Source organism: Dokdonia donghaensis DSW-1 (assembly GCF_001653755.1).
In the GTDB taxonomy this organism is placed as follows: Bacteria; Bacteroidota; Bacteroidia; order Flavobacteriales; family Flavobacteriaceae; genus Dokdonia; species Dokdonia donghaensis.
In genome coordinates, this window is the sequence record NZ_CP015125.1 from 1,884,646 (window position 1) to 1,909,765 (window position 25,120).

Annotated in this window: 19 protein-coding genes; 14 read left to right on the forward strand and 5 right to left on the reverse strand. The window is 38.2% G+C overall.

Annotation, left to right across the window (positions count from 1 at the left end; all coding sequences use genetic code 11):
- Window positions 1-85 precede the first annotated feature (85 nt).
- Window positions 86-1,558, forward strand: a complete 1,473-nt coding sequence (gene guaB, locus I597_RS08365) for an IMP dehydrogenase (RefSeq protein ID WP_035328352.1) — start codon at window positions 86-88, stop codon at window positions 1,556-1,558.
- A gap of 107 nt (window positions 1,559-1,665) precedes the next feature.
- Here the strand turns inward: guaB and I597_RS08370 are convergent, their stop codons facing one another.
- Window positions 1,666-2,721 (reverse strand): T9SS type A sorting domain-containing protein, encoded by a 1,056-nt coding sequence (locus I597_RS08370; protein WP_052111985.1) that lies wholly within the window; start codon window positions 2,719-2,721, stop codon window positions 1,666-1,668.
- A 426-nt stretch (window positions 2,722-3,147) separates the two neighbouring features.
- Here I597_RS08370 and I597_RS08375 point away from each other — a divergent pair, with 426 nt between their 5' ends.
- The 9 genes from I597_RS08375 (at window position 3,148) to I597_RS08415 (ending at window position 14,048) form a co-directional block, all read left to right on the forward strand.
- On the forward strand, window positions 3,148-4,782 hold the full coding sequence (locus tag I597_RS08375) for a CTP synthase (protein WP_035328355.1): 1,635 nt from the start codon (window positions 3,148-3,150) through the stop codon (window positions 4,780-4,782).
- An 85-nt stretch (window positions 4,783-4,867) separates the two neighbouring features.
- The gene (gene yidC / locus I597_RS08380) at window positions 4,868-6,754 is read left to right on the forward strand and encodes a membrane protein insertase YidC (protein ID WP_035328358.1); all 1,887 of its coding nucleotides are present in this window, start codon (window positions 4,868-4,870) and stop codon (window positions 6,752-6,754) included.
- Between the two features lie 171 nt (window positions 6,755-6,925).
- Entirely contained in the window at window positions 6,926-7,435 is a 510-nt protein-coding gene (locus tag I597_RS08385; RefSeq protein WP_035328361.1) for an RNA polymerase sigma factor, read from the forward strand.
- Entirely contained in the window at window positions 7,422-7,859 is a 438-nt protein-coding gene (locus tag I597_RS08390; protein WP_035328364.1) for a hypothetical protein, read from the forward strand. Before I597_RS08385 ends, I597_RS08390 begins: the two co-directional genes overlap by 14 nt.
- A 19-nt stretch (window positions 7,860-7,878) precedes the next feature.
- Complete coding sequence (locus tag I597_RS08395) at window positions 7,879-8,415, forward strand: DUF4252 domain-containing protein (protein WP_035328367.1); 537 nt, start codon at window positions 7,879-7,881, stop codon at window positions 8,413-8,415.
- 1 nt (window position 8,416) lies between these two features.
- A complete protein-coding gene (locus I597_RS08400; RefSeq protein WP_035328370.1) occupies window positions 8,417-8,965 on the forward strand; it encodes a DUF4252 domain-containing protein in 549 nt (182 codons plus the stop codon).
- A gap of 286 nt (window positions 8,966-9,251) precedes the next feature.
- Window positions 9,252-11,645, forward strand: coding sequence for a zinc-dependent metalloprotease (locus I597_RS08405; protein ID WP_035328373.1), 2,394 nt, complete (start codon window positions 9,252-9,254; stop codon window positions 11,643-11,645).
- A gap of 71 nt (window positions 11,646-11,716) precedes the next feature.
- Window positions 11,717-12,736 (forward strand): threonine aldolase family protein, encoded by a 1,020-nt coding sequence (locus I597_RS08410; protein ID WP_035328376.1) that lies wholly within the window; start codon window positions 11,717-11,719, stop codon window positions 12,734-12,736.
- Window positions 12,737-12,941: 205 nt separating this feature from the next.
- The gene (locus tag I597_RS08415) at window positions 12,942-14,048 is read left to right on the forward strand and encodes an OmpA family protein (protein ID WP_035328379.1); all 1,107 of its coding nucleotides are present in this window, start codon (window positions 12,942-12,944) and stop codon (window positions 14,046-14,048) included.
- A gap of 149 nt (window positions 14,049-14,197) precedes the next feature.
- Here the strand turns inward: I597_RS08415 and I597_RS08420 are convergent, their stop codons facing one another.
- Window positions 14,198-14,521, reverse strand: a complete 324-nt coding sequence (locus tag I597_RS08420; RefSeq protein ID WP_035328382.1) for a YbaB/EbfC family nucleoid-associated protein — start codon at window positions 14,519-14,521, stop codon at window positions 14,198-14,200.
- Window positions 14,522-14,644: 123 nt separating this feature from the next.
- Here I597_RS08420 and I597_RS08425 point away from each other — a divergent pair, with 123 nt between their 5' ends.
- From I597_RS08425 to I597_RS08435, 3 genes are all read left to right on the forward strand, one after another.
- Window positions 14,645-16,705 (forward strand): S9 family peptidase, encoded by a 2,061-nt coding sequence (locus I597_RS08425; protein WP_035328384.1) that lies wholly within the window; start codon window positions 14,645-14,647, stop codon window positions 16,703-16,705.
- A 135-nt stretch (window positions 16,706-16,840) separates the two neighbouring features.
- Entirely contained in the window at window positions 16,841-17,881 is a 1,041-nt protein-coding gene (locus I597_RS08430) for a PLP-dependent cysteine synthase family protein (protein ID WP_035328387.1), read from the forward strand.
- A gap of 135 nt (window positions 17,882-18,016) precedes the next feature.
- The gene (locus I597_RS08435) at window positions 18,017-19,276 is read left to right on the forward strand and encodes an aminotransferase class I/II-fold pyridoxal phosphate-dependent enzyme (protein ID WP_035328391.1); all 1,260 of its coding nucleotides are present in this window, start codon (window positions 18,017-18,019) and stop codon (window positions 19,274-19,276) included.
- An 82-nt stretch (window positions 19,277-19,358) separates the two neighbouring features.
- Here the strand turns inward: I597_RS08435 and I597_RS08440 are convergent, their stop codons facing one another.
- The 3 genes from I597_RS08440 to I597_RS08450 form a co-directional block, all read right to left on the reverse strand.
- Window positions 19,359-20,237 carry a mechanosensitive ion channel family protein gene (locus tag I597_RS08440; RefSeq protein WP_035328393.1) on the reverse strand — a complete coding sequence of 293 codons (879 nt, stop codon included), beginning with the start codon at window positions 20,235-20,237 and terminating at the stop codon, window positions 19,359-19,361.
- 135 nt (window positions 20,238-20,372) lie between these two features.
- On the reverse strand, window positions 20,373-21,446 hold the full coding sequence (locus tag I597_RS08445) for an endonuclease/exonuclease/phosphatase family protein (protein WP_035328395.1): 1,074 nt from the start codon (window positions 21,444-21,446) through the stop codon (window positions 20,373-20,375).
- A gap of 67 nt (window positions 21,447-21,513) precedes the next feature.
- On the reverse strand, window positions 21,514-22,650 hold the full coding sequence (locus I597_RS08450; protein WP_035328397.1) for a TlpA disulfide reductase family protein: 1,137 nt from the start codon (window positions 22,648-22,650) through the stop codon (window positions 21,514-21,516).
- A 78-nt stretch (window positions 22,651-22,728) separates the two neighbouring features.
- On the opposite strand from I597_RS08450, the gene I597_RS08455 reads away from it, so the two are divergent.
- Window positions 22,729-25,116: a GAF domain-containing protein gene (locus tag I597_RS08455; RefSeq protein WP_081965026.1), complete on the forward strand. Its 2,388-nt coding sequence runs from the start codon at window positions 22,729-22,731 to the stop codon at window positions 25,114-25,116.
- The last annotated feature ends 4 nt before the right edge of the window (window positions 25,117-25,120 follow it).

The following is a 25,120-nucleotide window of genomic DNA, read 5'->3' on the forward strand; positions in this document are numbered from 1 at the left end:
ATTAATTGTTAGCGTGGATTTATAGTAATACGCTTTCGCGAAAGCGCAAAAATCTCCACTCTCACCTCTTAAAACAATAATTGCTATGACTGCACACGAAAATAAAATTCTAGGAGAAGGGCTCACCTATGACGACGTACTTCTAGTTCCTGCTTTTTCTGAAGTATTACCTAGAGAAGTAAGCATACAATCAAAATTTACTCGCAACATCACGCTTAATGTACCTATTGTCTCTGCGGCGATGGATACGGTTACAGAGAGTCGTATGGCAATTGCTATTGCTCAAGAAGGCGGTATAGGAGTATTGCATAAAAATATGACTATAGATGAGCAGGCTATCAAGGTGCGTAAAGTAAAACGTGCAGAAAGCGGGATGATTATAGACCCTGTGACATTACCTCTTAAATCTTTAGTAAGTGATGCAAAAGCTGCAATGCGCGAGCATAGTATAGGAGGTATTCCTATTGTAGATGATAATGGTAAATTGATAGGTATTGTTACAAACCGTGATTTACGTTTTGAAAAAGACAATGACCGTCCAGTAAGTGAGGTGATGACATCAGAAAATCTTGTTACTGCAGCAGAGGGAACCTCTCTACAACAAGCAGAAGAGATACTTCAAAATCATAAAATAGAAAAACTACCTGTTGTAACAGGAGATAATACACTTGTGGGTCTCATCACTTTTAGAGATATCACAAAACTTACTTTAAAGCCTAACGCAAATAAAGATAAATTTGGCCGCCTACGTGTAGCTGCTGCTATAGGTGTTACTGGTGATGCTGTAGAGCGTGCTGGAGCACTTGTAAAAGCTGGAGTAGATGCTATTGTTATAGATACAGCTCACGGTCATACTAAAGGTGTGGTAGAGGTCTTAAAATCTGTAAAAGCATCATACCCAGAACTAGATTGTGTGGTTGGTAATATTGCTACTGGAGCAGCGGCAAAATACCTTGTAGAAGCTGGTGCAGATGCCGTTAAAGTAGGTATAGGCCCAGGATCAATCTGTACAACCCGTGTTGTTGCGGGAGTTGGTTTTCCTCAGTTTAGCGCCGTGCTAGAGTGTGCAGCGGCTATAAAAGGAACAGGAGTACCCGTAATTGCAGATGGAGGTATACGTTATACAGGTGATATTCCTAAAGCAGTTGCCGCAGGAGCAGACTGTGTGATGCTAGGTTCTTTACTAGCAGGTACAAAAGAGTCACCAGGAGAGACTATTATTTATGAAGGACGTAAGTTCAAATCATATAGAGGTATGGGATCTGTAGAGGCTATGAAGCAAGGCTCAAAAGATCGTTACTTTCAAGATGTAGAAGATGACATTAAGAAACTAGTACCAGAAGGTATTGTAGGTCGTGTACCTTACAAAGGTGAGCTTAACGAGAGTATCCACCAGTTTGTAGGAGGTCTTAGAGCTGGTATGGGTTACTGCGGAGCTAGCAGTATCGAGGCTCTTAAAGAGAACGGACAATTTGTGAAAATCACTGCTAGTGGTATAAACGAGAGTCACCCACACGATGTGACTATCACAAAGGAAGCCCCTAACTATAGTAGATAGAAATTTTAGGATTACGCTTTCGCGAAAGCGTAATTACATATAGTGAAATATAAAAAGAGCCGCCTCAATTTGAGGCGGCTCTTGGCATTAAATAATTGGGGGACTTATTAATTTTTAATGAATCGTAGTGACTGGCTTGCTCTATCTCCAGTAAGTTTAAGGAAATATATGCCTGTCTGTAAATCTAAAATATTAAGACTAGTAATTGCATTAGTAAAATCAAAGGATTTTACTACACTACCCACTATATTAATAATTTCAACATTGAGGATAGTTATATCCGTAGGGTTTGATACGGTTATTGAGCTCTGAGCTGGATTCGGGTAAATACTGATACTGGTATCTAGTAGTGCAGTGCTAGTAGAAAGCGCCTCGGCATTTATTGCCCACTCTAAAGTGTTAGACATAAGTTGTCCCACATCTGAGCTGCTTTCCCAAAAATCCGTTCTAGAGTCTGAAGATGGAGGAAAGAGATTTATGTAAGCACGTCTTGTGTGCATTTGTCCTACATTGTCTTTTGTTATAATGAGTGGTGATCCATCTGTCCACTCAGCAATCACTGTAGCACCGTTTGCTATATATCCTTCTGCGTTATGAAAAGATGCCATACCACCGTCTATAAAACTTACATCTGTCATAATAGTGCTCTCTGGATGATGTATGGTACCAAGACCTAGATAGGCATCACTGGCTTGGCCACATTGCATATATAATTCATATGAAGACCAGTCGCCCATAATAGGTATACTTGCTCCAAATGTTGCATCTACTACTGCGCCTCCGCTCTCTATATATTGAGCGAGCACATTACCAAAAGCTATAGGGTCACTAGGCTCACTATCTGTAAAAGTAAAGACCGCATCATACTCCTGTAATTCCTCAAGGGTGGGTGTGCCTGTAGTTGTGTTAAATGTGACAACATTATGTCTCCCTATATCCTCTATTTTTTCCTCTACATCAAAAAGCCATACTTCGTGTGCTGGTGATGCTGCAATAAGCACAGTAGATCCAGGTGAGTTGCGTAAAACCTGTTTACCATAGTTATTTTGATAACCAGTAAGCGTAGGCAAATTCTGCGAGATAGCGCTGCTCCCCTGTGCAAAGCTTTGTAGACCATTTAGGAGTAAAAGGATCGAAAATAATAATGTTGTAAGTTTCTTCATAATAAAGGTTGTTTATTACGCAATTGCGTTATGAATAATAAGTATGATTTGAGGGTGGTTAAATTTAATCGGTTAAAACGGTAGTTTATAGGTGTTTAACCTATTTGTTTAGTCCGAATATACTTACATTAAAATGCTGAAAGTCAGAATATTACAAGTTAATAATCTCATTTTTTTATCAATACAACGATTTAGTAAAAAAACAGCTGTTTTTATTACTTGTATTATTCTAAAGTCTTGAAAATGAGCAAAAAATTAAAACGGCAGATAAAGGGAAGTTAGATCATCAAAATGAAACGATTTTTATGTGTGCTGTTTTATAATTATGAGCACTAGTACTTATATAAATATTGAGATTTTAAGCAGTACTCTCCTTAAAATCTCGTACTTTTACACCCCGTAAACGAACCTTCAGAAAATCCTTAAATGGCATCTACAAAATACATCTTCGTAACGGGCGGAGTATCCTCTTCACTAGGTAAAGGTATTATCGCAGCATCACTAGCAAAACTTTTGCAGGCGCGAGGATACAGAGTCACTATTCAAAAACTAGATCCTTATATTAATATAGATCCTGGTACACTTAATCCTTATGAGCACGGAGAATGCTATGTGACAGATGATGGTGCAGAGACAGATCTTGATCTGGGACATTACGAGCGTTTTCTTAATGCACCTACCTCACAGGCTAACAATGTTACAACGGGGCGTATCTATCAAAGTGTGATAGATAAAGAGCGTAGAGGTGAGTTTTTAGGTAAAACAGTGCAAGTAATACCTCATATTACAAATGAGATTAAGGAGCGCATTCAAATTTTAGGGAAGAGCGGAGATTATGATATCGTAATTACCGAGATAGGAGGGACTGTAGGTGATATAGAGTCACTACCATATATAGAGAGTATACGCCAGCTCAAATGGGAGCTAGGTAAAAAGAACTCACTAGTTATACACCTTACACTTATACCATACCTTGCAGCAGCAGGAGAGCTTAAAACTAAGCCTACCCAGCACAGTGTAAAAACACTTATGGAGAGCGGTATTATGGCAGATATACTCGTATGCCGTACAGAACACGAGCTAGGGTATGATCTTAAGGCAAAGCTTGCACGTTTTTGTAACGTAGAGCAAGAAGCTGTTATAGAGTCTAGAGATGCTAGTACTATATATGACGTACCAAACTTGATGCTTGAAGAAGGTCTTGATGCAATCTCTCTTAAAAAATTAGACCTGCCAGACGCTACACAACCAGAACTTACCAGATGGAATGAGTTTCTAGCAAAGCATAAAAACCCAAAATCTGAAGTAACGATAGGCCTTATAGGTAAATATGTAGAGCTTCAAGATTCTTATAAATCAATACTTGAAGCATTTATACACGCAGGTGCAGAAAATGAGGTTAAGGTAAATATAGAGAGCATACATAGTGAGCATATCACTCCAGAGGTGATTAAAAATAAAATTGCAAGCCTAGACGGTGTGCTAGTAGCACCAGGTTTTGGAGAGCGCGGTATAGAAGGTAAAATTAAGGCAGTACAATATGCAAGAGAGCATAAGATTCCGTTTTTAGGAATATGTCTTGGTATGCAAATGGCAGTTATTGAGTACGGAAGAAATGTTTGCGAGTTTACAAAAGCAAATTCAACAGAGATGGACCCAAACACTCCACACCCCGTCATAGATATAATGGAAGAGCAAAAGAGTATCACAGATATGGGAGGTACAATGCGTCTAGGGGCTTGGGCTTGTAAGCTTGCGCCAGATAGTATTGTAAAAGACGTATATGGCGATGAAATCATTATGGAAAGACACCGCCATAGATATGAGTTTAATGACGCATATCGCGAGCGATTAGAAAAAGCCGGTATGAAAATTACAGGTACTAACCCAGATACAGGTCTTGTGGAGATTGTAGAAATAGAAGATCACCCTTGGTTTGTAGGTGTGCAATATCACCCAGAGTATAAGAGCACGGTGAGCAACCCGCACCCGCTATTTGTAGCGTTTGTGAGAGCAGCCGTTAGTTATGCTCAAGACAGTACGCGTGCCAGTATGGCATAAATAAACCCTTTGGCGAGTAAATTGCTTTGAGAAAATCACGCTTTCGCGAAAGCGTAATCAAAAAACACCCACCTAAACAGGATTAATGAAAAAGAACTTTGACACAAATTCACTTATTGGAATGCTCCTTATGGGAGGAATCCTTTTATGGATCATCTACTTTAATAAGCCTACAGCCGAAGAGCTAGAAGCTGAGAAAGCAGCACAAACAGAGCAGGTAGAATCACAAGATACAGATGTAGCTAGCCTGCCAGTTGCACAAACAGCTCCTGCAGTAGCATCAGACTCTATTACAAATATTGCATTACAAAACAGACTAGGTGCATTTGCTTACTCTGGCTCTTTACCATCTGCAAAGGAGGGAGCAACCACTACTATTTCTAACGATGTTTTAGAAATTAAAGTGAGCAATAAAGGTGGATATATAACAGAGGTGAAGATGCTACAGCATAGCACTTATGACTCGATACCTGTTTACCTTATTAAAGATGGTAACAGCACTTTTAATGTAAGTTTTAGTACGTCTGATAACCGTAATCTTAATACTAAAGACTTGTTTTTTGAGCCTAGTCTTTCTAAAAACGGTAACAACGATGTGTTATCTATGAAGCTTAAAGTTTCTAATAATGAGTACCTAGAGTACCGTTATGAGCTTAAGGAAGGCGATTATATGATGGATTTTGGGATGCGTTCTCAAGGACTTTCTACTAGGCTTAACACATCAAACCCTATGCGTATGCAGTGGGATTTTAAAGGGATGCGTCACGCACGTAGCCAGTCTTATGAAAATAGATACACGCGTCTTACATACAAGTATGAAGAAGATAAAACAGATAAGCTCTCACCAGCAGGAGATGATGATGAGATAGAAGAGGATCTTGTATGGATGAACTACCGCCAGCACTTCTTTAGCTCAATGCTTATTTCTGAAACTCCATTTAAAGAAGCGAGACTTACCTCAAAAGATCTTTATAAAGAAGCAGACGATAGAGATGAAGAAACCATATTTACAAAACAATATGGATCTGACGTTTTACTAGAAGCCAAAAATGGAGAACTAGACTACGCAATGCAGATGTACTACGGTCCTACAGATTACACAATCCTTAAGTCTTATGATCAAGGACTAGATGAGGCTATGCCGTTAGGGTGGGGGATATTTGGGTTCTTAAACAAGTACCTTGTGATCCCTTTCTTTGGGTTCTTATCTGGATTTTTACCAGCAGGTATTGCTATTATAGTAATGACTATTGTTATAAAATTATTTTTATCGCCTGTACAGTATAAACAGTACACCTCACAGGCTAAGATGAAGATTCTTAAGCCAGAAATTGCTGCTATCTCAGAGAAGTATAAAGATAACGCAATGAAGAAGCAGCAGGAGACTATGGCGCTGTATAGTAAAGCAGGGGCAAGTCCCGCCGCAGGTTGTTTACCAGCGTTATTACAGATTCCAGTGTTTTATGCGCTATTTACATTTTTCCCATCTGCGTTTGATTTAAGAGGAAAAAGCTTCTTATGGGCAGATGATTTATCTAGCTATGATGAGATTGCAAAGCTTCCGTTTGAGATTCCTTTTTATGGTGATCACGTGAGTTTATTTCCTATACTAGCTGCAGTTACTATTTTCTTCTCTATGAGATTAACTACAGGTAACCAGCAAATGCAACAGCCTACTCAAGAAGGTATGCCAGATATGAGTAAGATGATGAAGTATATGATGTACTTCTCACCATTACTTATGCTTGTTTTCTTTAACCAGTATGCAAGTGGTCTGAGTTTATATTACTTTATTTCTAACTTACTTACTATAGGTATTATCTTAGTTATTAAAAATGTGATTATCGACGAAGAGAAGATAAGAGCAAAGATAGAAGTGAAAAAAGCTAAGCCTAAGAAGCAAGGTAAGTTTGCAAAGAAAATGCAACAAATGATGGAGCAAGCAGAGCAACAGCAGAAAAACAAAAAGTAAGCTGCTTCTTTATAAGTACCATATCAAAAACTCCTACCTCTTCAGGTAGGAGTTTTTTTTAGTTTTTATGGGGTCTGAGAGCGCTTTCGCGAAAGCGTAAAAAGAAAATGTAACAACCGCTGTAACAAAACCTATGATGTATCGTCTTCCTAATAACTAACCAATTAATCGATGGACCAACACTCCTTCATAAAGCTTGTAAATCCTTTTAAGGATAAGATATATCGCGTTGCAAAGCGATTGCTCGTATCACAAGATGAGGCACAAGATGCTACGCAGGAAGTACTACTGCGACTATGGACAAAGAGGTCTAAAATAAAAGAATATCGAAGTGTTGAAGCATTTGCGATGACGATGACAAAAAATTATTGCTACGATAAACTTAAAGCTAAGGGAAGCAATAATCTTAAAATCGTTCATAACAATTATGAAGATCACTCAGGTAATACAAGTAAGCATATTGAGGTTGCAGATGAGGTCGCGTGGGTGTTTAAACTTATGGAAGACCTACCAGAGCAACAACGACTTATTGTACAAATGAGAGATGTAGAGCAAATGGACAATGCAGAGATTGCCGTGGCACTCCAGATGAATGAGACCGCTGTGCGAGTAGCACTCTCTAGAGCCCGCAAAAAACTAAGAGAAGAATTGATTAAAAAACGAAATTATGGAATCTCATAATATAGAGAAACTACTAGAAGATTACTTTGAAGGAAGTACTACGCTCCAGCAAGAAGCACAACTACGTGACTACTTTACGGGTGATAACGTGGCACCACATCTTAAAGAGTATGAAAGTATGTTTACAGCATTTGCCGTAGCAAGTGAAGAGACTTATGATAGACCTATTGTATTACCTAAGCAGCACAAGCCTAGATATAGATTTATGGCAAGTGCAGCAGCAGCGGTAATAGTAGGACTTGTAATCTGGACACAAGGTACTCAGGTAGATAATCGTATCTCTACAAATTATGAAAATGAAGAAGTAGCCATCTTAAAAACCAAGCAAGCCCTTGGTATGATGTCTCAAATGATTAACAGTAGCACCACACAGCTGGATGTGGTAGAAGAATTTGACAAAGCCTCTAGCACCTTATTTAAATAAAAATCAAAAAACAAAGAAGATGAAAAAGTTAATAATGATAGCAGCTCTTGCCTCAGTAACCCTAGCAAGTAACGCCCAGAGCCCTTTTGATAAGTACGAAGATCTTAAAGGAGTAAGCTCTATAGTAATGAACCAGAAGATGTTTAAGCTACTCAGTAAAGTAGACCTTAACTCATCAGACCCAGAGATGCAGCAGTACATAAACCTAGTAGATAATCTAGAAAATGTAAAGATGTATACTAGTGCAAATGCAGGTATAATGGACCAGATGAACACCTCTATGAAAGGCTACATAGCAAGCAGCGGTTTACAAGAACTTATGCGTGCAAAAGATGATGGTAAGAATGTAAAGTTTTACTATAAAGAAGGAAGTAGTGAAGACTATGTAAAAGAGTTTGTAATGTTCTTAAACGGAAATATGGAAGGTGAGCAACGCGCTGTATTCTTTCAGGTAACTGGAAACATAGATTTAAAGCAAATATCTAAGCTAGCTCAAGACCTCGATTTTAAAGGGAGTGAAGCTCTTAAGGAAGTTCAAAACGCAAAAAAGTCATAATATGTATAACACAATAAAAACAGTAGTAGCAGCCTTTGCGGTGGTGCTCGCACTTGCTAGTTGTAGTAATAAACAATCGTTGCAAGAGTATTATGTAGATAATCAAGAAAACGGTGACTTTATTCTTGTAGACGTACCTACTAGTTTACTAGGTAAAAATGTAGAGGCGTTAAGTGAAGAGCAGCAAGAGGTTTTTAAAACCGTGCGTAAAATAAACCTTATGGCATACCAGACTAAGTCTGGTGACACGGCAGCAATGCAAGTAGAGCGAGACAAGGTAAAAGACATCCTTACCTCAGATGATTATGAGGAGCTTATGAAAGCCAGCGGAGATATGGGACAAATGCGTCTCTATTTTAAAGGAGAAGAAGATGCTATAGATGAGGTGATCTTCTTTGGTGCAGATGATAATAAAGGCTTTATGCTTGCTCGCTTACTAGGTAATGATATGAACATAGGAGATATGATGCGTATGGCAGAGTCTCTAGAAAAGAGTGATATAGATGTATCACAATTTGGAAGCATTATGGAAGTTTTTGATAATAAATAAAGTCAAAAAATGTTGAACGCATAAGCCCTATTTGGCGATAGGCTTTCCATATATAGAGGTATCCGCAAGGGTACCTCTTTTTTTTTGGAGCACATTTAGCAGGTGTATTTGCAAGAGCAGTATCCCGCTTTACGTTGCAATTCCTCGGGATGGCACAGCCAGCCCTGCGGGATTTACACTACAATCGGGGCTAGCTATGAGATTTATAGAGTACTCCCTTAGTACCCTATAATTGGCAAGTATATTTTCATCTAAACGTGTATCTTAGACAACCTAATTTTACGATATGAAAAAATACAGCATTCTTGCCATTTGTTTATTAGTCGCAACCAGCACCTTTGCACAGTTTTTAGATTCAAAAAAAGATCTAGTAACCTCAAAAGGATTTTTCACACTGCATTATGATGAGAGTGATGATAAGATATATGTAGAGGTAGACAAGCTAGATGAAGAATTTTTATACGTACACTCACTGCGCACAGGCTTAGGAAGCAATGACATAGGTCTAGATAGAGGACAACTAGGCGGTAATGCAGTAGTAAAATTTCAGAAAGTAGGTAATAAAATAATGCTCGTACAGCCTAATATGCGCTACAGAGCAAATACTACAAATGAGCTAGAACGCAAATCTATAGAAGAAGCCTTTGCAAAGTCTGTACTCTTTGGTTTTCCTATAAAAGAGCAAAAAGGAGGAAAGTACCTCATAGACTTCACACCGTTTTTACTAGAAGACACACACGGTGTAGCTGCGAGATTAAAACGTGGTAAGGAAGGTACTTATAAATTAGACAAAACAAGAAGCGCTATGTATATGGAGCGCACAAAGGCTTTTCCAGAAAACACAGAGTTTGAGGCGTTACTCACTTTTAAAGGCAGCCCAACGGGAAGAAACATACGCTCTGTTGCACCAGATGCAAAGGCACTTACTTTAGTACAGCACTACTCATTTGTAAAGTTGCCAGATAATAAGTACGTCCCTCGTCCTTTTGATCCTCGTGCTGGAGTAAACGCAACTACATACCTAGATTATGCAACACCGGTACAAGAGCCTATAGTAAAGCGCTATGCAAACCGTCATAGACTGGAGAAGAAAAATCCTAATGCAGCTATGAGTGAAGCGGTAGAGCCTATTATCTACTACCTAGATCCTGGTACACCAGAGCCAGTAAGATCTGCATTACTTGAGGGAGCAAGCTGGTGGAATCAAGCATACGAGTCGGCGGGATTTAAGAATGCATTTCAGGTAAAAATGTTGCCTAAGGATGCAGACCCTATGGATGTGCGTTACAATGTAATACAATGGGTACACCGCAGTACTAGAGGGTGGAGTTATGGAGCAAGCGTGCGTGACCCACGTACAGGGGAGATCATAAAAGGGCACGTAAGCCTTGGGAGTTTAAGAATACGTCAAGACTTTTTAATCGCTCAAGCCTTGATGAATAAGCCTTTTGCAGAGCGTGATGATAATTATAAACCTATGCTAGAGATGGCGCTCGCAAGAATAAGACAGTTAAGCGCTCACGAAGTAGGTCATACCATTGGGTTTGCACATAACTTTGCAGCAAGTTCAAATGGCAGAGCCAGCGTTATGGATTACCCGCATCCTACACTTACGTGGGATGGAACTAAAGTAGATTTTTCTAATGCCTATGCAACAGGTATAGGAGAGTGGGATAAAGTTACTGTACAGTATAACTACGGAGTGGCTCCTAAGGGAGTTTCAGAAAAAGACTATCTCAATACTATCTTAACTAAAGCAGAGCAAAGTGGCTTACGTTATATAACAGATAGTGATGCAAGACCACAAGGAGGAGCTCACGCTAAGGCCCACCTATGGGATAATGGCGCTAGTGCTTACCAAGAGTTAGATAAAATGCTTGCTTTAAGAAAAGGGGCTATCGCAAACTTCTCTGTAGATAACATACGTAGCAATGAGCCTTACTCTGTGCTTGAAGATGTATTTGTACCACTATATTTTTACCACAGATATCAAACTGAGTCGGCGGTAAAAATGGTGGGCGGTCTTGAATATAACTATGCTGTAAAAGGAGATAGTAATCTTGACGTAACAAAGATTCTTGATGCTGGTGAGCAAAGAGCAGCGCTTAGCAGCGTTTTAAAAACCCTAACTGCAACAGAGCTGGCTATACCTAGAGACAAGCTGGCACTATTCCCTCCTAGAGCGCAAGGGTATGGGAGATCACGTGAAAGTTTTAAAAGTAACGATGGTGTAGGCTTTGATGCTTTAGGGGCTGCAGCAACAGCGAGTGATATGACGTTGTCATTACTTCTTCATCCAGAAAGAGCAAACAGACTTGTACAACAAAAAGCGATAGACCCGTCTCAAATGGGACTTGATGGTATGCTCTCTACGCTTGTAAATAGCACCATATTCAGCAACGAGCAAGATGCTTATAAAGCAGGAGTACAACAAACTATAAATTACAATGTACTTAAACATCTTATGAATCTTTCGGCGCATAGTAAGTCTATACCACAGACTAAAGCTTTTACGAGAGCACAGCTTAAACAGGTGAGAGCAACACTCGCTAGTCAAACTACAGATGCAAATGCGGCGTTTATGGTAGATGAAATTGAGACATTCTTAAAAGCACCAGAAAAGTTTAAGGTGTTACCATCTCCAAAAATTCCTGATGGATCACCTATAGGATGTATGTAAGTACGCTTTCGCGAAAGCGTAAACATAAAACTCACCCTCACATATTATAATTATATCATACACTAGAATTAATGAAAATAGATTTACGCTCAGATACACTCACGAAGCCTACTCCGGCTATGCTGGATTTTATGATGAAAGCACAAGTGGGTGATGATGTTTACAAGGAGGACCCTACAGTAAACGAGTTAGAAAGTCGCCTTGCAAAAATGTTTAAGATGGACAGCGCTCTTTACTTCCCTACGGGGAGTATGGCAAACCAAGCAGCCATTAAGTTACACACACAGCCAGGAGAGCAACTTATAGCAGACCAATATGCGCACGTTTATAATTATGAAGGAGGAGGAGTATCCTTTAATAGTGGTGTGTCGTGCAAACTTATTAATGGCACTAGGGGTATGATAACTGCATCTCAGGTAGAGGCAGCTATAAATCCGCCCGATTTTTATCATAGTCCACTCACCACATTGGTGTGTCTAGAGAACACCACAAATAAAGGTGGAGGAGCTTGTTATGATCTAGAAGAGATAAAGAAAATTAAAGCAGTGAGTAATAAACACGGCTTAGGTTTACACCTAGATGGTGCACGATTATGGAATGCTCTTGTGGCAAAAGGAGAGGAGCCCTCTAGTTATGGAGAACTATTTGACACTATATCTGTATGTCTTTCAAAAGGCCTTGGAGCTCCTATGGGCTCTGTTCTTATAGGAAAACGACAATTTATGGATAAGGCAATGCGCGTGCGTAAAGTTTTAGGTGGTGGTATGCGCCAGGTAGGGTATATGGCCGCTGCTGGCCTGTATGCGTTAGACCACCACGTAGATAGAATGGCAGAAGATCACCAGCGAGCTCAAGAAATAGCAATATTACTAAAAGATCAAACTTACATTAAATCTGTTGAGTCTACTGAGACAAATATTATAATATTTAACCTTAAGGATACTATAGATGGGGCTTCTTTTGCTAACTATCTATTTGAAAATCAAATAGCTATAAGTGATATGGGTCAAGGTAAATTAAGAATAGTGACTCATTATGATTACGATAAAACTGCTCACGCACGTGTTTTAGACGTTTTAGACAGATTTTGAGGCTGTTATTAGATTTAAATTATTTGAGTAAAATACATCTTTGCTTAAAGATTCGGTTTTTTTGTGTTGTTGGTCGGTCTAAATACGTATTTAATCCTTTTTGAACTTTCTTAAAAAAAAGTTAACGTCTTTATAAGGGAAAGCGGTTATTTTTGTACTTTTAAAATTGAATTCCAACACTTTAATCTTTTAACTATCAATTATTATGAAGAAAATTTTATTTTTATGTGCCCTAGTAGGATTTGCATTTGCAAATGTTCAAGCACAAGATTTACCTACTAATCCAGAACCAGGTAAATGTTACGTACGTTGTACAACTCCAGACATCTATGAGACTCAGAGTGTACAGATCCAAAAAACACCAGCTTACAAAGTACTTAAAGTTGTACCTGCTCAATACGATACAGTAACTGAGCGTGTAATGGTAAAAGAAGCTTCTAAGCGTCTTAGAGTAATACCAGCTACTTACAAAACTGAAACAGTAACTTATGTAAAGAGTACTTCAGGTTCTTCTTTAAGAGTAGTTCCTGCTTCTTTTTCTAACGATACTGAGACTATCGAAGTAAAATCTGCTTATGCGCAGTGGGAATTAGGTGCTCCAGCTCCTGATTGTGCTTCTTCTAACCCAGACGATTGTCGTTACTGGTGTTACAAAGGGTACCCAGCTGAGTATACTACAGTATCTAAGCGTGTACTTGCTTCAGATGCAACAGTACAGTCTACTCCAGGAGGTTCTGCAAACGGAACTTACACTAAGAGAGTTGTTGATCAGCCTGCAAGAGTAGTTGAGGAAGAAGTTCCTGCTGAGTTTGCAACTATCACTAAAACAGTACTTGTAAAAGATGCTACTACTACTGAAGATGTAGTTGCTGCAACTTTTAACACTGTATCTAAAGAAGTTCTTAAGCAGAAAGGTGGTCTTACTACTTGGAGAGAAGTTGAGTGTGCTCTTGTTGAGTACCAAGCACTTCCTATCAACTGGAATACTAACTCTGCAACTTTAACTCCTGCTGCAAAAAACATTATCGATACTAGATTAATGCCATTACTTGCTGAAAACCCAGGTGTAAAATTAGAGATCGCTTCTCACACAGATTCTAGAGGAGCTGCTTCTTCTAACCAAGATCTTTCTGAGCGTCGTGCACAGTCTGTAGCAAACTACCTTATCTCTAAGGGAGTAAACAACAGTCTTCTTGTAGCAAACGGATTTGGTGAGCGTAAGCTTAAAAACCGTTGTGCAGATGGTGTTTCTTGTACTGAGCGTCAGCACGCTGCAAACCGTCGTACTGAATTCCGTCTTATCAATAACTAAGACTTACATTAGCACTAGCTAATCAGTTATATAGTAAAGCGCCTTCATAATGAAGGCGCTTTTTTTGCTTCATATTCTAATAAGTGATTATAATAAAAAAGGCAACCACAGTATGTGGTTGCCTTTTTTAATGCATAATATATATTGTATTATTTAAACATATCCATTCCTGGTATGTTAGGCATACCTTCCTTAGCAACGGCAGCCATTTCTGTATCGTGTATATCTTGTGCCTTCTCAAGCGCTTTATTAAGGGTTAATACAAGATAGTCTTCTAGTTGTTCTTTATCTTCAAGTAAGGCTTCATCAAGGCTAATCTCTTTTATACGGCCACTTGCTGTCACAGTCGTTTTAAGTAATTGGTCTGACGATGCTTCGTCTATTAAAACTGTTTTAAGTCTTTCTTTTGTTTCTTCAGCTTTTGCTTTGGCTTCTTGTAGTTTTCCCATTAAGCCCATCATATCTCCAAACATAAGTATTGTTTTTTATCATTTGTGAGTACAAAGTTATTAAAAGGATTGTTGACCTATTTCATACAGGTCAGAATTGTTATGCAGATGGGTTGTACTTTTGTATTTCTATAAAATATAAAGCTCTTGATAAAAAATACCATACCACCTGTAGCCAAAAAATTACCGGTTCAACTAGAAAAGCATAATGATACCCGAGTAGATGATTATTTCTGGATGAATGAAAGGGATAGTCCAGAGGTGTTATCACATCTTAAAGAAGAAAATAGGTATTATGATGAGATGACGGCCCATACCAAAGCTTTTCAAGCTCAACTTTTTAAGGAGATGAAAGGTAGGATAAAAGAAGATGATGCCTCAGTACCTTATAAGCACAATGGATACTGGTATTATAGGCGTTTTGAAACAGGTAAGGATTACCCGCTATATTGTAGAAAAGAGGGAAGTTTAGATGCTCCAGAGATTATCGTTTTTGATAATAATGAGATGGCCGATGGTCATTCTTATTTTAGTCAAGCGAGCTATTCTGTCTCAGAAGATAATACCATTGCGGCTTACGGTATTGATACCGTAAGTAGACGCCAGTATACCATACGTTTTAAAAATCTCGTTACTGAAGAGATTCTTAATACTGAAATTAAAAATACAACAGGGGGAGCTGTATGGGCAAATGATAATAAAACTGTTTATTATTCCAGAAAAGACGAAGAGACACTACGCTCTAACCAGATTTTTAAACACACATTAGGTACAGACCCTAGTGAAGATGTGCTCGTTTATCAAGAAGACGACGAGACATTTTATACTTATGTATTTAAGTCAAAGTCAAAAAAATATATTCTCATAGGTTCTGACAGTACGATGACGAGTGAGTTTAGATTTGCATCTGCAGCCCGAGGAACAACAGATTTTAAAGTTTTTCAAGAGCGTACACGAGGTCTTGAGTATGCAGTATCGCATTATGATGATGCGTTTTATATACAGACTAATAAAGATAAGGCTACTAACTTTAAGGTAATGAGAACCCCAGAAAACCAAACAGCGATGCAGTACTGGGAAGACCTTATACCTCACAGAGAAGACACGCTTCTAGAAGACGTTGAGATTTTTAAGAAGTACTTAGTGATAAGTGAGCGTAGCAATGGGTTAAACAAGATAAGAATCAAAAGTTGGGATGATCGAGTAGACTACTACCTTCCTTTTGATAATGAGACCTATGATGCATACCCTACGACAAATATAGATTTTGATACTCATATTCTTAGATATGCTTACAATGCTCTAAACACGCCAGCCTCTGTTATTGATTTTAATATGGAGACTCAAGAAAAAACGATTCTTAAAGAACAAGAAATTCTAGGTGGTAACTTCTCTAAAGATAACTATAAGATGGAGCGTAGCTGGGCACCAGCCCAAGATGGTGCAAAAATTCCAATTTCAATTGTTTATCATAAAGATACAGTGCTAGACGGAAACGCTCCCCTACTGCAATATGCATACGGAAGCTACGGAAGCACCATAGATCCATCCTTTAGTAGTATACGTCTTTCTTTACTTGATAGAGGTTTTATCTATGCCATTGCGCATATCCGAGGAGGGGAGTATCTAGGTCGTAAATGGTATGAAGATGGAAAACTCCTAAAAAAGAAAAACACTTTTACAGATTTTATTGATGTTTCAAAATTTTTGATAGCACAAAATTACACATCATCAAAACATCTTTATGCATACGGAGGTTCTGCGGGAGGTTTACTTATAGGTGCGGTTATAAATATGGCACCAGAGCTCTATAACGGGGTTATCGCTGCTGTTCCATTTGTAGATGTAGTTACAACAATGCTTGATGATACCATACCACTCACAACGGGAGAGTATGATGAGTGGGGAAACCCTAATGATAAGGAGTATTATGACTATATGAAGAGTTACAGTCCTTATGATAACGCTTTCGCGAAAGCGTACCCTAATATACTAGTAACCACAGGTTATCACGATAGCCAGGTGCAATACTGGGAACCTGCAAAATGGGTAGCAAAACTTAGGAAAAACAACACTTCTAATAACCAAATCATCTTCCAGTGCAATATGGATGCGGGTCACGGTGGAGCATCAGGGCGTTTTGAAGCCTTAAAAGAGGTGGCGCAAGATTATGCTTTTTTGCTTGATTTAGAGGGGATTACTAAGTAATGCTACAGGTTGATGTTTATAACTGTATGGAATAGAACCACTAAGAAAGATCTTATTTTTAAAAATTATAGTATTTTTGCTCTGTTTTGCGCGCACGTTTTAACCAGAAACTGCGCAATGCACTAACCTAGATATATGAACAAGGACTTAAACGTTTATGATAACGCGTTACAACTTATAGGTAACACGCCCCTCATAAAATTAAATAGCATAACAGCCGATTTTGACGGTGAATTTTTAGCCAAAGTCGAAGCTTTTAACCCAGGTCACTCTTCAAAAGATCGTATAGCTCTTCACATTATAGAGGAGGCAGAGCGTACTGGAGTACTTAAACCAGGCGATACTATTATAGAGACTACATCTGGTAACACAGGTTTTAGTATTGCTATGGTGAGTATCATAAAAGGATATGAGTGTATACTTGCAGTGAGCTCAAAATCTTCGCCAGATAAAATAGATGCTCTTAAAGCAATGGGAGCAAAGGTGTATGTATGTCCTGCAAATGTGAGTGCAGACGACTCAAGATCTTATTATAGTGTTGCAAAGCGTCTACACGAAGAAACAAAAGGGTCTGTTTACATTAACCAGTACTTTAATGAGCTTAATATAGATGCTCATTACCTCTCTACAGGTCCAGAAGTATGGAGTCAGACTAAGGGCGAGATTACACACCTTATAGCTTGTAGTGGTACAGGTGGCACAATATCTGGTACGGCTAGATTCTTAAAAGAGCAAAACCCAGAGATAAAAGTAATAGGAATAGATGCCTATGGATCTGTGATTCAAAAGTATCACCAAACGCGTGAGTTTGACGCTACAGAGATATACCCTTACAGAATAGAAGGTTTAGGTAAAAACTTAATACCTACTGCTACAGATTTTGATGCTATAGATGAGTTTGTAAAAGTGAGTGATGAAGAGGCAGCCCATAGTGCTAGAGAGATCGCTACTACAGAGGGCCTTTTTGTAGGTTATACAAGTGGTGCCGCTATACAAGGTGTAAAGCAGCTAGCTGCACAAGGAGAATTTACAAAAGATAGTAAAGTAGTTATCATATTTCCAGATCACGGAAGCCGCTATATGAGTAAGGTCTTCTCTGATAAATGGATGAGCGACCAAGGCTTTTTTGATAGTCAAAATGAAGAAGCTGTCGCAACTATAGAATACATAAAGTAATCTAAAATAATACGTATATTTAAACTCCTACCTTGTGTTGGAGTTTTTTGTTTTTGGCAATCATACTATTAGATTTTACTGTTAGGTAAAAATGTCAAAATTGTGTACTTTTGCACCTGTTTTCAAAACAAGCATATGAAAGATTTATTTGATAAAATTTACAAGGATAAGGGACCATTAGGTAAATGGGCATCAGTAGCAGAGGGATATTTTGTATTCCCAAAGTTAGAAGGGCCTATTTCTAACCGTATGAAGTTTCAAGGGAAAGAAGTGATCACGTGGAGTGTAAATGATTATTTAGGTCTTGCAAATCGTCCTGAAGTAAGAGCAGTAGACGCACAAGCAGCTGCAGATTATGGATCTGCATACCCTATGGGTGCTCGTATGATGTCTGGTCATACCGAGCTACACGAGCAACTTCAAAATGAGTGTGCAGCCTTTGTACAAAAGGAAGCAGCTTACTTACTTAACTTTGGTTACCAGGGTATTATGTCTACTATAGACGCGCTGGTAGGTAAGGATGATATCATTGTTTATGACGTAGATACGCACGCTTGTATTATAGACGGTGTGAGACTGCATATGGGTAAACGTTTTACCTACAAGCATAACGATATGGCAAGTATCGAAAAAAATCTTGAGCGTGCTACAAAAATGGCAGAGCAAACCGGCGGAGGAATCTTAGTGATTTCTGAAGGTGTATTTGGTATGCGTGGAGAGCAAGGGAAACTAAAGGAAATAGTTGCTCTTAAGAAAAAATTTAATTTCCGTTTACTTGTAGATGATGCACACGGTTTTGGTACACTAGGTGCTACTGGTGCAGGAGCAGGTGAGGAGCAAGGTGTTCAAGATGATATAGATGTATACTTTGCAACCTTTGCAAAATCTATGGCATCTACAGGAGCATTTATTGCTGGAGATCAAGAAATAATAGATTACTTAAAATATAACCTACGTTCACAAATGTTTGCAAAGTCACTGCAAATGCAACTTGTGGTAGGAGCGCTTAAGCGATTAGATATGCTACGCTCTATGCCAGAACTTCGTGAGAAGTTATGGGAGAATGTAAATGCATTACAAGGTGGTCTTAAGGAAAGAGGTTTTGATATAGGTACAACACAATCTTGTGTAACACCAGTATATCTTAAAGGGTCTGTGCCAGAAGCAATGGCACTTGTAAAAGACTTACGTGAGAACCACGGAGTATTCTGTTCTATTGTTGTATACCCTGTAATACCTAAAGGTCTTATACTTCTTAGAATGATACCTACGGCATCACATACGCTTACAGACGTAGAGGAAACACTTAACGCTTTTGAGGCGATACGTGAGCGTCTTGATAATGGAACGTACAAGAGACTTTCGGCAAAGGTGGCTGAGGCTTTTGGAGCTTAAGTTTCAACTATAATAAAAATGAAAACCCGTTACTAGTTATAGTAACGGGTTTTTTTATGCTTTCGCGAAAGCGTAATAACAACTATTCACTTTCACTTACCATTGATAACTTGTTATCAAATTGAAGTGTTCTAATAGGGAATGGGATATTTACATCATTTGCATCAAAGGCTTTCTTAATCGCTAGCATTCCTTTATGCTTTGCTGTGAGCTTATCCTTGCCGTTTTCACAGTCTACCCAGTAACGACATACAAAGTCTATAGAACTGCCGCCAAAGGTTGTGTAAAAGAATTCTACCTCTTCATTAGATCCGTTTTGTGCAAACGTATTGTTTATAGTCTCTTTTGTGAGTTTTTCTACCATCTCAAGATCAGATTCATAGCCTACGCCACATTCTATAATAATGCGTGCGCGGTCTGTGATAGAGTAATTTTTTAAAGGATTATCTGTAATTGTTTTGTTAGGAATGATTACAATATTGTTATCTGGTTCACGTAAGCTAAAGTTATTGAGTTTTATATCCTCTACATAGCCAGTATAACCACTTGTTTCTACCCAATCGCCTATATTAACTCGTTTTCTAAAGGAGAGTATAATCCCCGCAATACCATTTGCAAGAGCTCCTTGCAAGGCGAGACCTATAACGAGTCCAGATACACCGGCACCGGCTATAAGTGTGTTGAGCGTTTTATCAAGATTAAGAACGCCTAAGGCAAGAAATAAGCCTACAAGCACAACGATTACTGCAAGAGCCCTACCTATAAGCTTTGTGATAGACTTTTGCGGTACATACTTCTTTACCACCTTTTGTGAGTACTTATTTACTAGGCGTGATACAAAGTATGCGATCACAAGTACAAGTATAGCGACTGCTAGATTAGGAAGGTTTCTTATAAATGCTTCTACCCATCCCCATAATTTGGTTGATAGGTTATTTAATGATTCTGTTATTTTATCCATTCGGGTTTTTTCTTTGGTTTGAAACCAAATTACCGCCAAATGTTAAAATTTCTATCTCATTTAACCTTCATTAACTAGTAAATATGGGTATTTCTAAAAAAAATTAAGAAAAATAGTAGTACGCTTTCGCGAAAGCTATCTCGTGGCCTCTAGTTCTTCTTGCTCTGCAATGCGGGCAGAAATCTTCCCATCTGCTATGATTTCTTTAATGTCTTGAACTTCTTCTTTTGACATACTAGGGTTAGGAACGTCTACATCTACGAGCGGGAAAGCGATGTTATAATACATTGCAAAATGATCTGAACCAAAGCGTGGCAAGCGCTTCATTTGTGTAACGTGCAAATCCTTTGAATAAAATAAATGATCTAGCGGAAATCTAAGTAACCAGTAGTTTGCGTGGAAGGATGGATACAACCCTCTTCCTACTCGTGGGTCAAGATATCCTGTCATTTTACTAAAAAGGCGTGAGGTTTTAGACCATACCACATCATTGAGATCACCACATACTACGGTAGCGTCTTGTGACTCTCTACATTTTTTACCCACAAGCATAAGCTCTGCATCACGTTCTTTTGACGTTTCATTTTCTGTAGGGCTAGGTGGAGCAGGGTGTACTGCTATGAGATTGAATAGCTGGTTTGCGTAGTTTATCTCACAATGTATAGAAGGAATATCCTTTTCTACTAGATAGTGTATATCTGCACTCTTAAAGGGAATTTTAGAATATATATGCATCCCATAAAAATTATCTAGCGTAGCCTTAACCGTATGCTCGTACTCTGGAAATGCCGCAGAGATGGCATCATCCCACTTTTGGTCTGACTCCATTGTAATAAATATGTGAGGCTTGCTTTCTATTATGAGCTCTATAAAGGCATCATAATTTGTATTAGTTTGTAATACGTTTGCTGTAACTAGCGTGAGTTGTTCTTTGTGAAATTGCTGCTTAGGCTTACGTCTGTGATAAAATGGCGTGTATGGTCTTATAAGAATAGTTTGGTACAGCAGTACTGCACTAATGGCAGTAATAGCAATTATTTGCACGACATTAAACTGCTTCCAGAAAATAAAAGCAAGGGTAATGAGTATAACTTGTATAACAGCCGTTTGTAGTCGCACAAAATCAAAAAACCTAACGGTCCAGTGAGATATAGGCAATAGCGGTAGCAGTGGTGCTACAATAAACAAACAGATAAGCCCTATTAACATAGTAGTAAATGTAAACAGGCTATATGATATTTACTATACTTTTTACAATACTTTGTGACGACAGCTTTTAGCTCTCGCCTAAAAGCTCTTTCATTTTTGCACCTAGGGCAGATCCTCTTAGGTCTTTTGCGATAATAACGCCATTTTCATCAAGTAAAAATGTAGCTGGTATTGCACGCACACCATAACTTCTAGGTATTGGGTCTTGCCAGTAATTTAAGTTAGAGACGTGGTACCAGTCCATTTTATCATCTTTAATAGCTTTTTTCCACCTAGCTTCTTGACCTGGTCTATCTAGAGATACACTTATAATATTAAGCCCTTTATCGTGATACTGGTTATATACGTTTACAACATTAGGATTTTCCATACGGCAAGGTCTACACCACGATGCCCAGAAGTCTATGATAGTATACTTTCCTAATGCATCAGATAAGGCAAGTTCTTTACCTCCTGGAGTCTTTGCACTAAACTCAGGCGCTTTGTTACCCACACTAGCCAGAGCACTTGCAATGCGTTGTGATTTGAGCTGTGCGATATAATTTTCTACACTTTCACCTATAGGAGAATCTTGTATGTCTTTTGATAAGCTCTGGAAATAAGCATCAGACTCTTCTACCTTAAGAACTTTTGCATTAATAAGGTCAGATAGCGCTATAATTGAGACCATCTTGTCTGTATTATTCTCTACTACGGCTTTTTTATCAACAATAAATTGCTCGTCTATGTCTGAAATTTTTTCACGCATAAGAGTGACCATTACGCCATCTGTCTCACGTTGCGCTTTTTGCATTTCTTTAATGTATTGTTGTTTTTTTACAGCTGTCTGTCTAGCGCTATTTCTGTAAGAATTAAATAATTCATTTTCTAAACTTCCTGTCACAATTGATGCTCCTAGACTATCTTTGTACAATTCTACAGTAAGAGGTTTTGCATCCTTTACTAGTAAGAGTTGGTTATTAGGTTTGCCTTGGCTCAAGATTAAGATACCAGTACCCTCTGTAATTGGTTTTTTAAAAGTAAAAGTTTCGGCAGTTACCTGGGCAGTGTCTAGAGCTATACGCTTATTGTTAGACCCCAGTTCTTCTAGATAAAGCTCTGTGCCATCTGGCATACCAGCAGCGGTTCCTTGTATTGGAGAAATATCATTATTCCCACAAGAATAAAGTAATAAAAGTACGGTTATCGCTACTAATTGTTTCATAAATGATTATTTTAAGTAACAAAAATAAGAATAGTGCGTATAATAAAGAAAGAAAGAGGGCTATAGAAGCCAGAAGTTATGAAGACGAGTATGCAATTTAAAAATCAAGATTTTCCGTTGGACCTACGCTTTAGTGTGGAGAAGCTTATGGCGCACTACACCCAAGAAGCAGCAACAGATCATCTGCAGGCTCAAAATAGAATTAAAGAGCTTACTCAAATAACACAAAAGTTTCCTGAGCTTATCACAGGCATAAGCGATCTAGACAACTTATCACAATATCAAGAGCAGATAGATAATTTACTCTTAGATCTTTTTCCTGCAGTATTACAAAGCAATGAGATAAAGATAGTCTCAATGCCATTTCAGGAGACGGTATTACAGTCTACAAAGCGATATAAGTCTATTATAGCTAGTGGAGGTGAAGAGTATACACCAGAGATAACAAACTTTGATGATAACCATTATTACATAATGGGCTGCAGCATTATCTTAATGCAGTATTATGGTTATAAAATAGACTTTAGAAGGCCATTTTATTACGAGATACCAGATGCAAGTGGTATGACACGTTCATATAGAATGTTATATAACGGAGACTTTGTAGGTATAGAAAAAAAGCCAGAAACTCCAGAAATCACAGAAGAGGATGTTGCCGTGTTACTAGATAACTTTGATAATATAGAGGTGTGGAAAGAAAAATTCCCCTCTCAAGGTTATATTTTTAAAGGCTTTGTAATCGCAAACCTATATGACGCCACGGTAGATGTATCCATATCAAATCTCAAATCTGGTCTATTACAATATGACCAAGATGATACAAACTTTACAGAAGATTTTCATAAAATCTTTCAGGCTATATTCAATTTACCAGAAATCCAAATAGGTTTTTCTAACTATAATGAGCAAGAAGGTAAATTTGAACTGGTACCACTAAAAAAAATAAACAGTTATATTCTTTACGGTGAGACTGAGGCGACTTGTACATCTGCCCTTTGTGAAGGATCTTATGATGCCGTTTTTAAAACAGGTAAGTATTTTGCAGTATCAGATATTAAACAATATCATAAACGTTTTCCAGACATTAAGATGTATGAAAACTTTAAAGATCAAGGTATAGGAAGTGTGATACTAGCTCCTGTAAGGTATAAAGGTAATTTGCTAGGAATATTTGAGTTAGCTTCTCCCAATATAGGAGAGCTGAACACTATAAACGCAAATAAACTAGAAGATGTAATGCCTTACATAGTCGAGGCAGTAGTGCGCAATAAAGAGCAGCAAGAAAATGAGATAGAGCTCGTTATTCAAAACGAGTGTACGTCTATACATCAGAGTGTTTACTGGAAATTTGAGCAAGAGGCAAAACGCTTCTTAAAATTACAAGCTCAAGGAGATGCAAACGTTCAGTTTAGAGATGTTGTTTTTAAAGATGTATACCCACTCTTTGGGCAAATAGATATTAAAGGCTCTTCAGAAGCGCGTAATAAAGCTACACAAAAGGATATCATATTACAGCTAGATAAGGCTATAGAAATTCTAAAAGAAGCACGCAGTATAGAATCTTTACCTATCTATGAGCAATTAGAATACAATCTCAATGAGTTTTTAGTAGAAACTAAAGAGCAACTGGAGGTAGATAGTGAGCGTAAGATTCTTAACTTTTTAAAAGAAAATATACGCCCATTATTTAGCCATTTATTAAAACACAGTGATAAGCTCAAAGCACTCATTACATCATATAGAAGCCAGATAGAAGATAATCTAGGTCTTGTGTACCGCCACCGTAAAGAGTACGACGAGTCTGTTATGTTACTCAACAAGCGTATGGCAGCCGTACTGGAAAAGAAGCAAAAAATAGCTCAAAATATGTACCCACACTTTTTTGAATTGTTTAAAACAGACGGAGTAGAGCACAATATGTACTTAGGTGAGGCTATTACAAAAGACGATAGCTTCAATAAAATTTACCTCTATAATTTACGACTGTGGCAACTACAAGTAATGTGCGAGATGGAGAATGAACATTTCTCGCTTTCGCGAAAGATGGATCACCCACTAGAGGTTGCCTCTATGATACTCGTGTTTAACACCTCACTATCTGTGCGTTACAGAATGGACGAAAAACGTTTTGACGTAGATGGCACTTACAATGCTAGGTATGAAGTGGTAAAAAAACGTGTAGATAAAGCCTATATAAAAGGAACTCAAGAGCGTATAACACAAGCTGGTAAAATTACCATCGTGTACTCGCAATATGAAGACGAACAAGAATACCTACGTTATATAAATTTTTTGCAGACCAAGAATTATTTAGGATCTGAGATAGAAATACTTCAGTTAGAAGATCTACAAGCGGTTACTGGCCTCAAGGCGCTACGTGTAAACGTGCTTTACGCTCAGAAAAAGGGAAAAGCAAAAAAGAGTTTCTATACTTATGAAGATCTTATGGAAGAGATAAAGGCATAAATAA

What these genes read in the sequence shown, in the direction of transcription:
- guaB (WP_035328352.1), top strand. Translation starts at nt 86, where the DNA reads ATGACTGCACACGAAAATAAAATTCTAGGAGAAGGGCTCACCTATGAC.
- I597_RS08370 (WP_052111985.1), bottom strand. Translation starts at nt 2,721, where the DNA reads ATGAAGAAACTTACAACATTATTATTTTCGATCCTTTTACTCCTAAAT.
- I597_RS08375 (WP_035328355.1), top strand. Translation starts at nt 3,148, where the DNA reads ATGGCATCTACAAAATACATCTTCGTAACGGGCGGAGTATCCTCTTCA.
- yidC (WP_035328358.1), top strand. Translation starts at nt 4,868, where the DNA reads ATGAAAAAGAACTTTGACACAAATTCACTTATTGGAATGCTCCTTATG.
- I597_RS08385 (WP_035328361.1), top strand. Translation starts at nt 6,926, where the DNA reads ATGGACCAACACTCCTTCATAAAGCTTGTAAATCCTTTTAAGGATAAG.
- I597_RS08390 (WP_035328364.1), top strand. Translation starts at nt 7,422, where the DNA reads ATGGAATCTCATAATATAGAGAAACTACTAGAAGATTACTTTGAAGGA.
- I597_RS08395 (WP_035328367.1), top strand. Translation starts at nt 7,879, where the DNA reads ATGAAAAAGTTAATAATGATAGCAGCTCTTGCCTCAGTAACCCTAGCA.
- I597_RS08400 (WP_035328370.1), top strand. Translation starts at nt 8,417, where the DNA reads ATGTATAACACAATAAAAACAGTAGTAGCAGCCTTTGCGGTGGTGCTC.
- I597_RS08405 (WP_035328373.1), top strand. Translation starts at nt 9,252, where the DNA reads ATGAAAAAATACAGCATTCTTGCCATTTGTTTATTAGTCGCAACCAGC.
- I597_RS08410 (WP_035328376.1), top strand. Translation starts at nt 11,717, where the DNA reads ATGAAAATAGATTTACGCTCAGATACACTCACGAAGCCTACTCCGGCT.
- I597_RS08415 (WP_035328379.1), top strand. Translation starts at nt 12,942, where the DNA reads ATGAAGAAAATTTTATTTTTATGTGCCCTAGTAGGATTTGCATTTGCA.
- I597_RS08420 (WP_035328382.1), bottom strand. Translation starts at nt 14,521, where the DNA reads ATGTTTGGAGATATGATGGGCTTAATGGGAAAACTACAAGAAGCCAAA.
- I597_RS08430 (WP_035328387.1), top strand. Translation starts at nt 16,841, where the DNA reads ATGAACAAGGACTTAAACGTTTATGATAACGCGTTACAACTTATAGGT.
- I597_RS08435 (WP_035328391.1), top strand. Translation starts at nt 18,017, where the DNA reads ATGAAAGATTTATTTGATAAAATTTACAAGGATAAGGGACCATTAGGT.
- I597_RS08440 (WP_035328393.1), bottom strand. Translation starts at nt 20,237, where the DNA reads ATGGATAAAATAACAGAATCATTAAATAACCTATCAACCAAATTATGG.
- I597_RS08445 (WP_035328395.1), bottom strand. Translation starts at nt 21,446, where the DNA reads ATGTTAATAGGGCTTATCTGTTTGTTTATTGTAGCACCACTGCTACCG.
- I597_RS08450 (WP_035328397.1), bottom strand. Translation starts at nt 22,650, where the DNA reads ATGAAACAATTAGTAGCGATAACCGTACTTTTATTACTTTATTCTTGT.
- I597_RS08455 (WP_081965026.1), top strand. Translation starts at nt 22,729, where the DNA reads ATGAAGACGAGTATGCAATTTAAAAATCAAGATTTTCCGTTGGACCTA.